Source organism: Novosphingobium sp. THN1 (assembly GCF_003454795.1).
Taxonomy (GTDB): domain Bacteria; phylum Pseudomonadota; class Alphaproteobacteria; order Sphingomonadales; family Sphingomonadaceae; genus Novosphingobium.
The window spans coordinates 2,235,282-2,250,928 of record NZ_CP028347.1 but is presented as its reverse complement, the minus strand read 5'-3'; the positions used below and the strand labels follow the sequence as shown (position 1 = coordinate 2,250,928).

The window sequence follows — 15,647 nt, the reverse complement described above, 5'->3', positions numbered from 1 at the left end:
GCTTTGCCGCCTTATATTGCGAGAATGTCAGAATTTTGCGCCAACCGTCACCCCGTACATGCGAGGGTTGCCGATGTGGTTGTAGTCGAAGCCGAAGCCTGCCAGCAGATCAACGCGGGAGGTGAAGTAGAACTTGTCGGTCAGGTTCTTCCCCCAGATCGAGGCGTTGAATCGTCCGTCCGCGCTTTCCCAGTCGATATGCCCTCCCACGAGGGCGTAGGAGGACTGGCGCAAGCGGGGAACATTGAGCACTTCGAAGAACTGGCTTGACTGATAGGCGATGTCGGGGTGCAGCGAGAACTTGCCCATGTCGCCGTCGAAGACAGTCAGGTCGATGGTGGCGTTGAAGGTAAAGGTCGGCGCATTGGACAGGCGGTTGCCTGCCACGTTCACGCCGCTTACGCTGCCACGCTGGATCTTTGTCGCCAGCACGCCCATGCCGCTATGAAGTGTCAGCCGGTCGCTCGCGCGGATCGTCAGTTCAGCCTCACCGCCATAGATCCGCGACTTCGGAATGTTGAGTAGCGTTTGCGCCGCCGATACCGGGTCGACGTTGATGAACTGCTGGTTGCGATAGTCGTAATAGAAGCCGGCGACATTGAGCGTGACCTTGCGGTCGAGGAACTGGGTCTTGGCCCCCACCTCGTAGGACGTCACCTGCTCGGGCTTGGCGATCGACAACTCCGACGGATCGAAGAAGGCCTGAGCGTTGAAACTGGGCGCACGATAGCCCCGGCTGACGCTTGCATAGAGCAGGTTGCCGCCGGCAAGCTTGTAATCGAAACCGATCTTGCCCGAGAGATTGTCCTGCGAATAGCGCAGCGAAGAAAGCGGGATCAGATTGGCAATCAATGTGCCGTCCACGCCAAGTGCATCAGATCGGAAGCCGCTCTGGACGCCGGTATCGTGCGTGTAGCGCAGGCCACCCCGCATCGTGACGGAATCCGTCAGTTCGTATTTCACGTCGGAATAGATCGCATAGCTCTTCTTCAACTGGTCGAAGCGGTTGCGGAAGAGGCACGCGAGAGGAAGGCCTACCGCACAATCATCGGCGGTGATTCCCGGGACGCCATCAGAGTCGATGTCCTTGCCGATCTCGAATGTCGTTTCGTTGAACACCTTCTCACGGTGGAAGTAGCCACCGAGGATGAAATCGAACGGGCCGCCGAAGTCGCTGGTCAGGCGCAAGTCCTGGGCGAACTGGGTCGCACGGTCGTTGTAGGGGATTTCCAGCAGTTCACCGGCCGTGCCATCGGTATCTTCGTAGAAGAACAGGCTGCCCTTGTCCCAAGCGGTGGTGCTCGTGACGGTCAGCGTGTCGGATACGTCGAATGTGCTGGTCAAGGCTACCGAATAGGTACGCGCCCGACGCTTGGCATCGATGTTCGAAGCGATTTCGCGCTTACCAAGGCCAGGACGGTTAGCTGCTTCGGGCTGAGCATAGATCCCGTAATTGTACGGATTCTGCAGACTGGTCGATGCGCGCAGGACGAACCGGACCGTCTCGCTCGCCTCGACATTCAAGGTGGCCCTGATCGCGTACTCGTCAGTCGAGGCAAGGTCCGGCTTTCCCGGCACCACGTTCTTGAACCAGCCATCGGCCTTGGCATAGGTCCCGGCCACGCGCAGCGCCGCCTTTTCCCCAACGGCACGTTGACTGCACCGTTCAGGTCTACGCGGTTGTAATTGCCATAGCCGGCATTGAAGTAACCGCTGGTTTCGCCAAGCTTGGCGCTATTGGCAATGATGTTGACCGCCCCGCCCGTGGTGTTCTTGCCATAAAGCGTGCCTTGGGGGCCACGCAGGACTTCGACGCGCTCAAGATCATACATGGCCACGCCAAGGAACGCGAAGTTACCCTTGTAGACTTCGTCATAATAGGTTGCGACGGGGCTGGCCTGGTTGAGGCTGTAGTCCGACATAGAAACGCCACGCAGCGAGAAAATGGGCGTGTTGTCGCCCACGATCGACGTCAGCTGGAGATTGGCAACCTTCGTGACGAGACTGTCAACATTGACAACCCGTGATTTGGAGAGCGTATCACCGCCGATTGCCGACACGGAAATCGGAACGGACTGCAGGCTTTCGGCGCGCTTTGTCGCCGTAACGACGATCTCCCCTTCTGGTACAGCTGCTTCGTTCCTGGCATCCTGTGCAAGAGCCGGTGTTGCGACGAGAACGCATGTTGCGGCTACCCCAGCCAGCGCGATCCCACGAAAAAGACGTTCCCTCATTGTCTTTGCTCCCAAGTTCAGGGTGATTGCGTTTGTGTTCTTTCCTGCTCGAACCCCGCGACAAGCCGCGCCCTCATCGGCGCTCTTTCCAGCCTCAGGGGGTGGCGCCGCAGCCTGCCGATTTCCTGAGCCGTGTAGGGCCTGAAATCGGCAGGCATGTGCGCCGGGTCGTAAGTGTAGAGCGTCCAGTTCAAGAGATTTGCCAAGCGCACGTCGTCGAGATCGACGGTCGAGACACCCGGCACCCTACCGAGAAATTCTCGGCCGCCGGGCACCTTCAGAAATCGGGCGACAATATTCTTCATTGGCGGATTGGAGCGATCATCGCCGCCACCATCGGGGCGATGGCACCCTTGGCACTTCAACATGTAATCGATCCGCGCCTGCTGCGGATTGCTGACGCCACGCATTCCCGGCTCACCCGCCTCGACGCCGACACCCGCTGCAAGCACAACGAGGACGGCGGCCAGAGCGAGTGCGAGGCGCTTCATTTGCCACCGGCTCCTGCATGAAGCTTCGCGACATCAGCTGCCGAGAGCGAAGCGCCGGATTGGCGATGCGCAGCGACCTCCTTGTCGGTGAACAGCGCGAACTTCGGCCCTGTCTTTGCCACCTGCGTACCGATATGGTTGAGCACCGCCGCGACCGCAGCATCGTCCAGCACTTGAGCAGGCATGACACCGCGATAGGGTTTCCCCTCGACCGTGATCGGGCCTGAGAGACCGCGCAGCACTGCAAGCGCAAGATAGCGCCGCCCTGCCGGCTTGACCGCCAAGGCCCGGAAATCGGCGCCGAGCGGGGGGTAAGCACCAGGCACGCCCGCACCAGTCTTGGTGTGGCACGCCGCGCAACGCTGAAACACTGCCGCGCCGTCGGTGGCAGCCGTGGCGGGCAGCGCCAGTGCCGCCATCGCCATGACCGGGATCAGTCCGACAAGCCCCCTCATTTCGGTGCGTCCAACGCCACGCCGACGATCACTGCGGTCGAGCAGTTGTAGATGCTGCTTTCCGTGCCCAGGCACCAATTGTAGTCGTTGTTCGATTGCGGTCGGACTTGTGGGCGGTCCCCTTCGTTACGGTTGCACAAGCACTGTCCGCACGAGGAAATGCCGCAGCAATCGTTGTAGCTGATCACGTAGGCGCGGTTGTCGGCCGGATTGGTGCACGTGCCGATCCACGTAATCGGCGACATCTCGGTGCCGGGAGGGCAGGAACTGACAGTCCCGCCGCAGCACGAACACAAGAACCCGTCGATCGCGCAGTAGCGCCAGTAATCGCACGAAGACTGATCACCCGGGTCCTGCGGATTGCCCGATGAGATGGGTGCGTGCTTGCCGCCACCGCCATGTGATGATCCGCTTGCCGCGCGAGCGACCGGCAGGACCGGAAACACTGCCGCACCGGTAATCGTCGCCCCCAGCCAGGCGAGAGTGCTGCGTCGCGATGTTCCGCGCGCAATTGTGCGGGTCAGGCGCTCAGTCCACTTGTCGAAGCCAGCCATTGATCAGGCCTCCTTCCGGCGTGCGAGAAATTCCTGGATCGAGGCAACGCCGCGCTCCTTCGCCTCGAACAGGCTTTCCAGATGCTCGCGGCTGTTGACGAGACCGAGCGAGGCAACGCGGCCATTTTCGTCCAGAAGGACTGCATAAGGCAGCTTGGAGACGCCAAATGCCCTGCCAAGCGCTTCGGAAAGGACCATCGGCACGCGATCGAGACCATGATTGTCACGCAGTCGCTGGTATTCGGCTTTGGTTCCATCCCCAGCGACGACAATGTCAAGCCAATCGGCTTCGGCATTCGCCGCGGATCGGACTACAGGTAGCAGGGTCTTACACACGGGGCAGTCAGGCGAGGCGAAGAACAGCAATTGGCTGCGCCCTTCCCGCTTGCCGCCGATCTCGATGGGCGCACCCTCGATCGTGGTGACGGTCATCGGACTGGCGACTTCTCCGACCTCTACCTTCTGGTGCAGCGTCAACGCACCAGCTGGGGCAATGCGTTCGTGGAGGATACCAACCTGACGAGCGAGGGCTGCGATCAACAAGGCCTGCACGACCACAGCGGTCCACAAGAGAATCTGGGACGTCAGCATCACGATTTCCTCCAGCGTGGATGGGGAACGGCAAGCAGTTCAGAAGCTGCGAGATAAAGCGCCAAAAGGCCGGCGGCAGCGAAGGGAGCGTCAAGTCCGATCGGCGCCGCCGGCAGGGTGGAAGCAATAACGGCAAGCAGGGCGAGCACCGCGGGACGAGCAATTGCGGGCCAGTCGATCGGCTTTTCACGGGCCACAAGATCGCAACCGCAATCGAAGCTCTGTCCACGACGCAGCAAGAGCGTGGCTGCATAAGCCAGCCATATGACCGAGCCCAGCAATGCCCCAGTCCTCTGAAGTGGCGCGGCAAGCAGGCACAGGGCAGCAGCAGCCTCGAGCGTGCCCGCGATGATCAAGAACAGCTGCCCATGCGAGGGCATGCCGACCAATCGTGCCGCTGCGATGGCCATTCGCCGGTGAGACACTGCCTTGTGCACGGCGGACCCGGCAAGCAGCATCGCGAGAAAGATTATGACCGGAGCCATGTCAGGGCGCCGTGATCAGGATGGGGTTGGCACCACCTGCAGTGCCAAGTGAGCGCACAAATGCGCCGGTTGCGGCATCGTGAATATCGATCACTCCGTCACCGCGAGCGACGACAAGTTGCGGTTTGCTTTCCTTTGTCAGCGTAATCGCCGAGGCCATTGCGCGCAGGGGAATGCGGGCCACACGCGCCTTGGACGCGGTATCGACGGCCCAGACTTCGGTCCCGCCATCCTTGTGGCTACCCTCGCGGCCATTGGGGCTCATCAGGACAAACAGCTTGCCCGTGCCATCGGCTGCGATCACTTGCCAGCCGCCCGGCCGCCATTCCGGCGCGCCACCTTCGGCGGTCCCGATGTTGAAGGAGCCGCCCAGCGGGCGCGCAACATCTCCTGAAAAATCGAACGCCTTGATCTGCCCCCGATAGCTGACAAACCAAGCCGTGCGCCCGACCCATGCCGGAGTGCTGAACAGCGGCTGGTTGTCGATATCCTGGACTTTCTCGACGGTCTTGGAGGACACCGCCTGCCCATCGGCCCCAAGGGCCACGCTCAGGATAGAGCCATCAGCGCAGAAACTTGAAAACCCACGCTCACCGGTGGGGTAGATCTGCGCGCAGCCGGGCAGATCGACCTCCGCCAGTACTTTCCGCGAGTCGAGGTCGACAACGCTAACCGACTGAGCAGGCGTGAAATTTGCGACAAGTGCCCACTTGTCCGCATTGGTGAACTGGAACAGCTGTGGGTAGGTGACTGACTGCTGGCGCTTACCGCCCGGCAACACAATTTCACCTTTCGGCTGAAGCGTGGCCATGTCCCAAATGGTAATCGCATCTGTCCGATCACCACGCGTCAAGCGCGAGTAAAAGGTCTCTGCCGTCAAGACCTCTCCGCGCCGAGGAGAGACGAGCATGTTGGCGAACTGCGCAGCGCGCACGATTCCCTTCAGAGGCTGGTCTTCGGACGTAGTGTCCACGAGCATCACCCGACCATCGACGATCGAGCTGAAATGGAAGTCGTGGATCAGCACCCATGCTGCGGGCCAGGCTGCTGGCAAACTCTGGATTGAAGGAATGGGCTCTTCCGGCAGCGCCTTGGGAAACGGAGATGTCTCTTTGCCGGGGTTAGCTGCAGCAGCCCCGGCGACCGCACTGATCGCCAGAGTGAAAGCCATGGTCAACCCAACAATTCTCATGCCGGCACTCCCTTGTCCGCCGAACTTGCTCATCGGCTGGGGACCATAGTCTCAGAGGAGCAACAAATCTGTCAAGTGACCTAAATTTAGCTTATGACAGGTTTTCGAAGCGGCGATATGATGTGAATAGGATGAAGGGTTATTGTGATGAATCAGGCTGATGATGCGCCGAAGTACGTGACGGACATGGTCATGCCGGAGCGTGAAGGTGGCTACGTCAAGGGTCATGAAACGCGCGAACACATTCTTCGCACGGCGCTATCGATCCTGATCGAAGAGGGATACCGGGCCATGTCGATGCGCCGAGTCGCGGCTGCTAGCGGCATGAAGTTCGGCAACCTGACATACCACTACAGAAGCCGCGAAGACCTGGTTCGGGAGCTGCTCGAAGCCGTGATCCGCAGCTACGAAGTCGAGTTCGTCGAGATCGTACACATGCCGGGCGTACCGGCAGAGGAACGGCTGCGCCGGGTTTGCAATCTTATCCTGGACGACATCCGATCGAAGAAGACGACCAATTTCTTTCCGGAGCTTTGGGCGCTGTCGAACCACGACACGTTCGTCCTTGAACGCATTCAGGAGCTCTACGTCCGTGCGCGCGCGCCGCTTCTCGAGATCATCGCCGAAATGCGTCCAGATCTGGATGAGGCCAGCCGGGAAACGGTGGCGCTTTTCATTTCCGGATCCATGGAGGGAATGACCATCTTCGCTGGGCACGACAAGCCGTTCGAACCCCGGATGCCGCAGATCGAACGCATTGCAGCGCATTCGTTCGTGCTGTTGGTCAAGACCATCAGCGAAAGCGAGATCAAGGGGCTGCGCCACTCCTGAGTCCGCCAATCCTGACAGGATATCCCCGCATCTGCTTTATCCGGCGCAGGGAAAAGCTGGATCTCATCGCAGAGACACCGGGCAGGCGAGCAAGGCACTCGCGGTGCACCCAATCGTATTGCTCCAGATCTTTTGCCGCCACGCGCAAGATATAGTCCGCCGAACCGGACATCAGGTGGCATTCGAGAATTTCGTCGAAATCGCAGACCGAGCGTTCGAAGCGGTCCATTGCCTCGCGGCTCTGGCTGGTCAGTGTAATCTCCACGAACACTTCAACCGACAGGCCAAGAGCGCGGGGATCCACAACCGCGCCGTAACGCGCAATTACGCCGCTCTGCTCCAGCGCCTTGATGCGACGATGGCAGGCGGATGAGGACAGCGCCACCTTCTCGGCAAGGTCCGACACGGACAAGGACGAGTCGTTCTGTAGAGCTTCAAGCAGGGCGAGATCTGCACGATCCAAAGGCAAATTTCCCAATAATTCTGTACTTCGCCGAAAATATCACCATCTGAAGCGTGTTCAACGTGAAAAATAGGCAAGAACTGCCGCCTGCGCCGCGATACTCTTCCAGCATTGAATAGACCTGTTTCAGGGGAACGATCCAATGCGCGTCGGCACCGTCAAGGAAATCAAGAACCACGAATATCGCGTCGGCCTGACGCCTGAGAGCGTTCGGGAATTGGCTGCTCATGGGCACGAAGTGTGGGTGGAAACCGGCGCAGGCAACGGCATTGGGGCCAACGATGCGGACTATGAAGCTGCGGGCGCACTGATCAAGGCCGACGCCAGGACCGTGTTCGACGGCTGCGAGATGATCGTGAAGGTCAAGGAACCGCAGGCGGTTGAACGGGCAATGCTGCGCAAGGGCCAGATTCTCTACACCTATCTCCACCTCGCTCCCGATCCCGAGCAGACTGCGGACCTTGTGAAGTCCGGCGTGACGGCCATTGCCTATGAGACGGTGACGGGCTTGGGCAACACCCTCCCCTTCTCAAGCCGATGAGCCAGGTTGCTGGCCGCATGGCCATTCAGGCAGGCGCGACAGCTCTGGAAAAAGCCAATGGCGGGCGCGGCGTACTACTCGGCGGCGTCCCCGGGGTGCTGCCTGGAAAGGTCGTGGTGATTGGCGGCGGCGTTGTCGGCTTCAACGCGGCGCAAATGGCCGTAGGCCTTGGCGCCGACGTCACCATCCTTGATCGCGATCCTGACGTGCTTGAGCGCCTCGACAACCACTTCGAAGGCCGCGCCCGCACGCTCTATTCAGGCAAGGCAGCACTTGCCTCTCTCATTGCCGATGCCGATCTGGTCATCGGCGCCGTGCTGATCCCCGGGGCCGCCGCGCCGAAGCTCGTCACGCGTGACATGCTGTCAACCATGAAGCCGGGCGCCGTGCTGGTGGACGTCGCAATCGATCAGGGCGGCTGCTTCGAAACCTCAAAGGCCACCACCCATGCCGAACCGACCTACATCGTCGACGGGGTCGTTCATTATTGCGTCGCGAACATGCCGGGCGCTGTCGCACGCACCAGCACCTACGCGTTAAACAACGTCACCCTGCCCCACGCGCTGCGTATTGCCAACATGGGCTGGAAGGCAGCGTTGAAGGCCGACCCCAACCTTGCCGAGGGCCTCAATGTTCACGAAGGCAAAGTGACCTATGAAGCGGTCGCCCGCGAACTCGGGTATGATTACGTTCCGGTTGCGGAAGTCCTCGCCTGATCAAACGGCGTTGATATCGACCACGGTGGGGATCGTGTCGTTGAGAAGAAAGATCTTCTTGCGCGCGATCCGCCACGGTCCGTCGGAATTGACCAGCCGGTATTCGTAACGTCCGAAGAAGCAGTCCGAACGGTTCATCCGCACGTCATGGCGGTGGCAGGTAAAGGCTGCGGACACCTCGGCCCATCCCTCGCCCGCGCCTGACAACAGGACGTTCGTGACTTGGTGAACCACGCGCGGCAAGGGTGAGGAAGCAGTCGACAAACCGGACGTAAGCCGCATGACCCGATCCTCAAGGTTGCGGCGCCCCTTGTAGTAGATCAGCGATAACTCGCGATCCGGGTCAGAGGTTGGGGTTGTCTCATCACGCCACGCGGGCATCCAGAATTCCACGTCTGCAGTAAACAGGTCCAGCCACTCGTCGAAGCGCCCTGTATCGATCAGCAAGGCCTCCAGATACAGAAGTCCCTCGGCCTCCTTGCGCGTAATTGCCGGCGTCACCCTGCAAACTCCGCGCTCATGCGCTTTGCCCACGTGCGATAGTAGCTGTGATACAGCGTCTCGTCGCACAGCTGGGAATCCGCCAGCACACTGCGTTCGGGATAGAGATCAATTCTGTCCGAGAAGCGATTTCCCCCTGCGGCAGACGCGGTCATCCCTCGTGCATAACCCTGGAGCCATGGCTCGATTTCGGCAGCAAAGCCGATCTGGCAGTTCTCGTACGATACCGTGTCGTCCGGCGTGGCCATGCCAGTGGGATTGAAGAAGTCCTCGTACTGACGAATGCGCTGACGCCTGGCTGCATCACTCTCCCCTTTCGGTGCGATGCACCAGGTTCGCATTTCCGTAAGCCCCGGCCCGAGCGGACGTATCACGCGCAGCTGACTAGAAGCATTCTCTGCGATCTGCAGGTTCGGAAAGATCGTGAGGTTGCGCATGTTGAACATCCAGTCGCGCTTTGCCTCGCCATGCTGCGCAGCAAGCGCTTCCGCCCGTTCATACAAGGGTATGGCCGGCGTCACGCCAAACACACCCCAGTTCAGCACGTGACCATTGGCAAAGCTGAAACTGCCACCGCCGATGCCCTGCGTATCCTCTTTCCAGTAATCGCTGTTTTCCCAGACGGAAGCGACCACGTCGGCACTCAATTCCTTCTGCCGTCGCTCCAGAACCCGGATGTAGGACGGATGAGCAGACGTGAAATGATAAGCGTCTGAACAATTCTCCAGTTGCAGCTTCCAGTTGGCCTCGAAGGTAAAGGTAACCTGACCGGGTACGAGTTCCACGCCATCCGCGCTCTGGTCCGCAACGAGGTCGAGCAACTTGGCCGCTTCGCCAAGGTAGTCCGCCAGAGGCGGGACGTCAGCCGCCAGACTGCCAAACAGGAAACCACGGTAGTTGGCAAACTGCGGCAAATGCGCAAGTCCGTGATCGTCTTGATCGAAAGCCTGCGCGTAACACCCGGCCCCCATCCATTTCACTGCTCTGTTCCTGCCCGCGCTGTCGAAGGACCAGCTATGGTAGGGGCAGACATGCAGGCGCGCGTTGCCCTGTCGGACCTGCGCAAGGCGTGCTCCCTTGTGGGGACAGGAGTTGATGAAGCCTCGCAGGATGCCTTCGCCATCCCGTTGGACCAGTATCGGCACACGTCCAGCGTAGGTTGTGAAGAAGTCGTGTGCCTCACCGGCCTGGCTTTCAAGGCCGAGGAAAATCCAGCCACCTTCGAACAACCGGTGGATCTCGGCATCAAACACGCGCTGTTCGGTAAAGATTGCACGGTTGACCCGGAACACGCCTTCATCAGGCCTGTCGTCAATCAGGTCTGTCAGGCGCAGGTTCATGGGACGACCGCCTCGACAAGCGTGGGCTCCCTTGAAGCCAGCGACCATGCAAGCGCCGCATCAAGCGACGCAGGATCATCGGCTCTACGCGCCGAAAGCCCATGGCCTTCGGCGATCTTGCAGAAGTCCAGTTCCGGAAACCTGGTCCCGACAAGTTCCTGCATCCCGAAGTGATGTCCGAAATGATGTAGTGCTTCGTAGCGGTTGTTCTTGATGATGATGAAACTGACCGAAAGGCCATGCTGCACCGCGGCATGCAATCCCTGGATCGCGTACATGGCAGAACCATCTCCGAGCACGGCGATGACCTTCTCGTCCGGGCGCGCCATCGCCATGCCAACTGCAGCGGGCAGGCCATGCCCCAACCCGCCGCTGGCGGTGGTATAGAAGGTATCCTTGTGCAGGATCGGCAAGCGATCATGCATCGCCCCACGGCTGGAGGGGGCCTCCTCGACGATGATGCTGTGCGGGTCACGCAGCGCGGCGAGCCGCTGCAGTACGAATGCGTCGGACATGACCTTGCCATCGAGCAGTTCGGGGAGCGATCGCGACAAGGGTGCCGCTCGTTGCGCAAGGCCGTCCTCGGCAAGCATCGCATCAATCGCCAACTTGCAGTTGCTAACTATTGCCGTTCCCGCAGGCGCCCACGCTGCGTGCACATGATTGTCGCCGATCAGCCAGACTTCGCAGTTCTCGGGAACGTGGGGGCCGGTCCCTTCGACATGATACAAGTTCATGGGGCCGCCGAGCGACAGAACGAAATCGTATGGAGCAAGAGCCGAAACAATGGCCTCGCGCGCCGCCGTGAGAAAGCCTGCGAAGAGCGGGTGATCTTCCGGAAAGCTGCAGCGTGCGGACATCGGCGCAACCCAGACCGCGGCATTATGCCTTTCCGCCAGCTCGACGACCTCGTCCCATGCCCCGTCGCGCGCAACACCTGCTCCAACAACGAGCGCAGGGCGATCGGAACGCGCCAGAGCATTGGCGCACTCTGCCAGCGCAAGATTGTCTGGAGCGCACGCGGCATGAACCTTGCGCACTGCGAAGGGCCCACATTCGCGGTCCCAGTCGTCAATCGGTATCGAAACAAAGGTCGGCCCTCGTGGCGGCTCCATTGCCACCAGCCACGCGCGATGAATGGCCGCGGGCACATCTTCCGCGCGCGCCGGCTCGCACGACCATTTCACAAATGGCCGAGGAAACTCGCTGGCGCGTTCTGCAAAAAGAAATGGCTCATATGGCAGTATGGAGCGAGCCTGTTGCCCCGCCGTCACCACCAGCGGCGTCTGGTTCTTGAATGCGGTAAACAGGTTTCCCAAAGCATGCCCGACCCCGGCCGAGCTATGGAGATTGACGAGCGCCGCGCGGCCCGTTCCTTGCGCGTAACCATCGGCCATGCCGAGGACGACGCTTTCCTGCAGTCCCATCACATAGCGAAAGTCTGCCGGAAAATCGCGGAACATCGGCAATTCGGTCGAACCCGGATTTCCGAAAACGGTGGTCATCCCGAGTTCGCGCATCACCCCTATCGAAACTTCTCGAACTGTCGGCATCGTGCTCCTCGAGGTTCACAGGGTGCAAAGTCTGCGGCGCGATTGGCATACGCACAATTGTTATATCGCTCGGGACCCCATAAGTGAAACGGAGTTGGGCATCTGGCGTAATCCAACCACGCATGGAGGAAGCATGGAACGAGTGGTGGTGCTGGGTGCCGGAGCCATGGGATGCCTTTTCGCGGCACGTCTGGCCCGTGCAGGAAGGACCGTCACAATGGTGGACATTGATGCGGACCGCCTCGGGCAGATCGCAGAGAGGGGCGTCGAGTTGAACGACGAACGCGGCAAAGACGTCGTAGCTGTCGGCACTGCACTGGCAGCCGATGCACCCCACGCAGATCTGTTGCTACTGTTCACAAAGGCCATGCACAGCCGAGCTGCTATTCAATCCGTTGCCCACCTTGCCGATGGGCACTGCTCCGCTTTGACGCTTCAGAATGGCCTGGGCAATGCCGAAGCCATTTCGGAAGTATTCAGACCGGACCGCACGCTAGTTGGCGTTACGGATTGGCCTGCAGACCTGTCGCCTCCCAACGCCGTGGCGGCGCATGGAACAGGCCACGTCTGGCTGGGATCATTAGTGCCAAATGGCGAAGAATCGGCGCTCGAGGCCGTGGCATGTCTAAATGCTGCAGCGATGGAAGCGCAGCATGATCCCTTTGTCCTTGCAGCAATCTGGGAGAAAGCAGCGTTCAATGCTGCGTTGAACGCTCTTGCGACGATACTCGGCTCCCCGGTCGGTGGCCTCGATTGCCCTGAAGGCCGAAAAATTGCCACAGCAGTGATAGAAGAAACAATTGCAGTGGCCCGCGCCCAGGGTATCCGCATGGACCGGGACCGGCTTTTGGCCAAGACAGATTTCGCGCTGACCAACCACCGCGCGCACAAGCCATCCATGCTGCAAGACAGGAAAGCCGGTCGCGCAACAGAGATAGAGGCGATCAACGGCGAGATCGTCGCCGCGGCAAGACGCGCAGGGCTTGCTGCCCCCGTTACCGAAACGCTTGCCGAACTTGTCAGGATGGGCGAGCCCGGCCGGATTTGATCCAGACCGGGCTCCAATAGCTCAGAACTTAGCGCCGGCCCGCAGCCCGAACATGCGCGGTGTCGTGGGCACAATGTAGGGTCGCTGTGTGCAGGCGCCGCACTGCACGAAACGCGACAATTGGCCGCGCTCGTCGGTCAGGTTCCGCACGAAGGCTTCGATCGAATACGTCGACCACTCACCCCCGATCGCAAGATTGACCTGACCAAAGCCTTCAAGCCGCCCTTGCGCCGCTGCAAAATCAACGCGTAGGTCCGAGCTTGCCGAACTCTGGTACGTCGCGTTGACTTGTCCGTAGACCTTGCCCCCGCCCATCGGCACGGTGTAGCGCGCGGTCCCGCTCATCTTCCATTGCGGCGTGATCGGCAGGCGCGTTCCTGCGGGCGCACTTATGCTGTTGTCGGGTCAGAACAGGTAAAGGTCGGATCGACGGCAGCGCAAAGATTGTTCCTGATCTTGGCGTCGGTGTAAGCCCCGAAAGATTGATGCTCAGACGATCGAGCGAGATAGCGGCATCGAGATCGAAGCCGCGAATGCGCGCATTCGGTCCATTGGTGATGATCGTGAAGCTGTTCGGCCCGAGATACGCAAACTGAAAGTTCTTCCAGTCCTGCTGATACACCGCGCCATTCAGGCGAAGCAGACCGTTGGCCAGCGTCGTCTTGAAGCCAATCTCGTAATTGGTCAGGTAATCCGGCTGATAGGCTCCGAAATCGCCGCGACGATTGATGCCGCCTGGGCGGAAGCCTCGTGAAACGGTCGCATAGGCGAGCATGTCACTATTGGGCTTCCACGTTGCGTTGAAGCGGTAGGTGCCGCCCGTCCCGGACGCCTTGACGGGCTTGATACCATCTGTGGTGTAGACGCCAAGGTTCGTACAGGGACTGCCGGCAACCTCGGGCGGCAGCAAAGTCGTATTGGTTTGCCCGGCCAATTGCGCATCGCGCAGCCGCAGACCGGATTGCGTGAAGCACGCAGCCACACCGGTCCGCGATGAGCCCGCAGCATTCGGAGGAGGATTGTCGTCCGCACCCTGGATGAAGGCAGGATTGCGCCCGAAGCCGAAGAAGCCGACCAGCGTATTGTCATAGATAAATGCGCGTCCGCCCGCAGTCAGCGTCACCGTCGGTGAAACGTCGAGGCTGAATTCACCAAACGCTGCGTAGTCTTGATCAACGCGCTTCTGCTGGGTCAGCCAGAGCGTACCCGGAAGGCCGTTGACCGAGACCAGCGGCCCCAGATTTGCAATCTGGTAGTCCTGATGGATCAGGTTCGACTGGTATTGATAGAAAAGGCCGCCAACGAAGCGGAACGGGTCCGACGAGGGCGAAGCAACGCGGAACTCCTGGCTCAATTTCTTGAAGTGATCACTCCCCAGAACCTTCTGCCGGGGATCAATCGTGTTACCCAAAGAATCTTGATAATAGAAATAGTTGGCAAGACCACCGACGGACTCATAGAGCGAGTCATAGGCTTCCGAATAATCCGTGTAATCGCTTGATTGGAACGTCTTGCGATCAAGATATGCGCCTGCATAGGTAACGTCCCAGTTACCGAACTTGCCTTCAATCGTCAGCGCGGCCTGCCAGAACTTGTCGTTGCGGAACTCCGGGAAGAAGTGCTGGACCTGAAGGTCGCCAACCGACGGATCATATCCATATGACCCGCGGCTCTTGGTTTCTTGGTACATGAACTGCGGCGTCACGGTCCAGTTTTCGTCCAGATCGACCTTGAGCGCCGCGCGGCCACCGTAGATGTCGGTGTAATTGTAGTCCTTCTTGACGAAGGCCGCGTTGTTGACGCTGACGCCATCCTTGATGCAACCATTGATTTCGCCTTCGGAATCAAGGGTCGGCGTTCCGCAGAAAGTACGGGTGCCCGGCACATTGTCGATAAAACCGGCATCACGCTGATACCAGCCGACCACGCGCAATGCCGCATTGGAGGACAGTGGTGCGTTGATCATGCCTTCGAGCTTGTAGCCCTGCCCGCCCTTGTTGACGGTGTTCACTTCTCCATCGACGCTGCCGTAGAAACCGCTGGTATCGGGCTTGTTGGTGATGATGCGGATCGTCCCGGCCTCGGACGAGGCGCCGTAGAGCGTGCCCTGCGGACCAGAAAGGCTTTCGATGCGGGCAATGTCATAGACATGCACGTCAAGGTTGCCGCCGATGGTGGTAACCGGTTGCTCGTCGAGATAGACACCGACCGACGGCAGCGAGCCAGAGTGATTGCCATCGCCGCCTGAGGCAACACCGCGCATGTAGACGACGTTCGTACCAGGCGTTCCACCAAGGGCCTGGAACGTCACCGAAGGCAACTGCTGCGCATAGTCGGTAAAGCTGGCAACGCCGAGTTGCTCCAGCTTCTGCGTGCCGAGAGCCTGAATCGAAATGGGTACGTTCTGCAGATTTTCGCTGCGCTTTTGCGCGGTCACGATGATTACGTTGGGATCGGATTCGGCAGCATCTGTCTGCGCCTCTTGCGCCATCGCAGGGAAACTTAAGGTCGCCCCCGCCAGCATGAGAACCTTGGCCAACTGCGTACGACGATTGATCTTGGTGTACCCGCGCATAGCAGAATTTACCCTCATGTTTCTGTTTTGCGCGACAATGCTGCTCTTCCGCGATCCGTATCGTCAAGCGGGATACT

General features: G+C 60.0%; 16 protein-coding genes and 1 pseudogene. 4 read left to right on the top strand and 13 right to left on the bottom strand.

Translation table 11 applies throughout. The features are described 5' to 3' along the window. Positions 1-27: 27 nt before the first annotated feature. Genes C7W88_RS11175 through C7W88_RS11145 form a run of 8 tightly spaced genes read right to left on the bottom strand, consistent with a single transcriptional unit; the run spans position 28 to position 6,035 of the window. A complete protein-coding gene (locus tag C7W88_RS11175; RefSeq protein WP_240344576.1) occupies positions 28-1,623 on the bottom strand; it encodes a TonB-dependent receptor in 1,596 nt (531 codons plus the stop codon). Further along, positions 1,521-2,234 carry a TonB-dependent receptor plug domain-containing protein gene (locus C7W88_RS23695; RefSeq protein ID WP_240344575.1) on the bottom strand — a complete coding sequence of 238 codons (714 nt, stop codon included), beginning with the start codon at positions 2,232-2,234 and terminating at the stop codon, positions 1,521-1,523. Before C7W88_RS23695 ends, C7W88_RS11175 begins: the two co-directional genes overlap by 103 nt. Positions 2,235-2,251: 17 nt before the next feature. Further along, entirely contained in the window at positions 2,252-2,725 is a 474-nt protein-coding gene (locus tag C7W88_RS11170; protein WP_118073588.1) for a cytochrome C, read from the bottom strand. Continuing rightward, positions 2,722-3,180: a cytochrome c gene (locus C7W88_RS11165; protein ID WP_118073587.1), complete on the bottom strand. Its 459-nt coding sequence runs from the start codon at positions 3,178-3,180 to the stop codon at positions 2,722-2,724. Before C7W88_RS11165 ends, C7W88_RS11170 begins: the two co-directional genes overlap by 4 nt. After that, complete coding sequence (locus C7W88_RS11160) at positions 3,177-3,734, bottom strand: methylamine dehydrogenase light chain (protein ID WP_118073586.1); 558 nt, start codon at positions 3,732-3,734, stop codon at positions 3,177-3,179. The genes C7W88_RS11165 and C7W88_RS11160 overlap by 4 nt, the downstream gene beginning before the upstream one ends. Before the next feature lie 3 nt (positions 3,735-3,737). Then, positions 3,738-4,325: a thioredoxin fold domain-containing protein gene (locus C7W88_RS11155; RefSeq protein WP_205525167.1), complete on the bottom strand. Its 588-nt coding sequence runs from the start codon at positions 4,323-4,325 to the stop codon at positions 3,738-3,740. Then, positions 4,325-4,810 (bottom strand): MauE/DoxX family redox-associated membrane protein, encoded by a 486-nt coding sequence (locus C7W88_RS24750; RefSeq protein WP_118073584.1) that lies wholly within the window; start codon positions 4,808-4,810, stop codon positions 4,325-4,327. Before C7W88_RS24750 ends, C7W88_RS11155 begins: the two co-directional genes overlap by 1 nt. A 1-nt stretch (position 4,811) precedes the next feature. Then, positions 4,812-6,035 carry an amine dehydrogenase large subunit gene (locus tag C7W88_RS11145; protein WP_240344572.1) on the bottom strand — a complete coding sequence of 408 codons (1,224 nt, stop codon included), beginning with the start codon at positions 6,033-6,035 and terminating at the stop codon, positions 4,812-4,814. 153 nt (positions 6,036-6,188) lie between these two features. On the opposite strand from C7W88_RS11145, the gene C7W88_RS11140 reads away from it, so the two are divergent. Further along, positions 6,189-6,833: a TetR/AcrR family transcriptional regulator gene (locus C7W88_RS11140; protein WP_240344932.1), complete on the top strand. Its 645-nt coding sequence runs from the start codon at positions 6,189-6,191 to the stop codon at positions 6,831-6,833. On the opposite strand, the gene C7W88_RS11135 is transcribed toward C7W88_RS11140, so the two are convergent. Further along, the gene (locus tag C7W88_RS11135; protein WP_118073582.1) at positions 6,811-7,296 is read right to left on the bottom strand and encodes an Lrp/AsnC family transcriptional regulator; all 486 of its coding nucleotides are present in this window, start codon (positions 7,294-7,296) and stop codon (positions 6,811-6,813) included. The two genes, C7W88_RS11140 and C7W88_RS11135, sit on opposite strands and share 23 nt — an antisense overlap. A 142-nt stretch (positions 7,297-7,438) precedes the next feature. Here C7W88_RS11135 and ald point away from each other — a divergent pair. Continuing rightward, a pseudogene (gene ald, locus C7W88_RS11130) lies at positions 7,439-8,553 on the top strand (alanine dehydrogenase). On the opposite strand, the gene C7W88_RS11125 reads toward ald, so the two are convergent. From C7W88_RS11125 to mdlC, 3 genes are read right to left on the bottom strand one after another with little or no spacing between them, the layout of a single operon-like run. Then, on the bottom strand, positions 8,554-9,054 hold the full coding sequence (locus C7W88_RS11125) for an aromatic-ring-hydroxylating dioxygenase subunit beta (RefSeq protein ID WP_118073581.1): 501 nt from the start codon (positions 9,052-9,054) through the stop codon (positions 8,554-8,556). Then, a complete protein-coding gene (locus C7W88_RS11120) occupies positions 9,051-10,394 on the bottom strand; it encodes an SRPBCC family protein (protein WP_118073580.1) in 1,344 nt (447 codons plus the stop codon). The genes C7W88_RS11125 and C7W88_RS11120 overlap by 4 nt, the downstream gene beginning before the upstream one ends. After that, positions 10,391-11,899, bottom strand: a complete 1,509-nt coding sequence (gene mdlC / locus C7W88_RS11115; RefSeq protein WP_240344571.1) for a benzoylformate decarboxylase — start codon at positions 11,897-11,899, stop codon at positions 10,391-10,393. Before mdlC ends, C7W88_RS11120 begins: the two co-directional genes overlap by 4 nt. On the opposite strand from mdlC, the gene C7W88_RS11110 reads away from it, so the two are divergent. Together C7W88_RS11110 and C7W88_RS24745 are read left to right on the top strand one after the other, a co-directional pair. Next, positions 11,892-12,995: a ketopantoate reductase family protein gene (locus C7W88_RS11110; protein ID WP_240344568.1), complete on the top strand. Its 1,104-nt coding sequence runs from the start codon at positions 11,892-11,894 to the stop codon at positions 12,993-12,995. The genes mdlC and C7W88_RS11110 overlap by 8 nt on opposite strands. A 120-nt stretch (positions 12,996-13,115) precedes the next feature. Continuing rightward, positions 13,116-13,247, top strand: coding sequence for a hypothetical protein (locus tag C7W88_RS24745; RefSeq protein ID WP_370073121.1), 132 nt, complete (start codon positions 13,116-13,118; stop codon positions 13,245-13,247). On the opposite strand, the gene C7W88_RS11105 is transcribed toward C7W88_RS24745, so the two are convergent. Further along, on the bottom strand, positions 13,237-15,570 hold the full coding sequence (locus tag C7W88_RS11105; RefSeq protein ID WP_255418769.1) for a TonB-dependent receptor: 2,334 nt from the start codon (positions 15,568-15,570) through the stop codon (positions 13,237-13,239). The genes C7W88_RS24745 and C7W88_RS11105 overlap by 11 nt on opposite strands. Positions 15,571-15,647 lie beyond the last annotated feature (77 nt).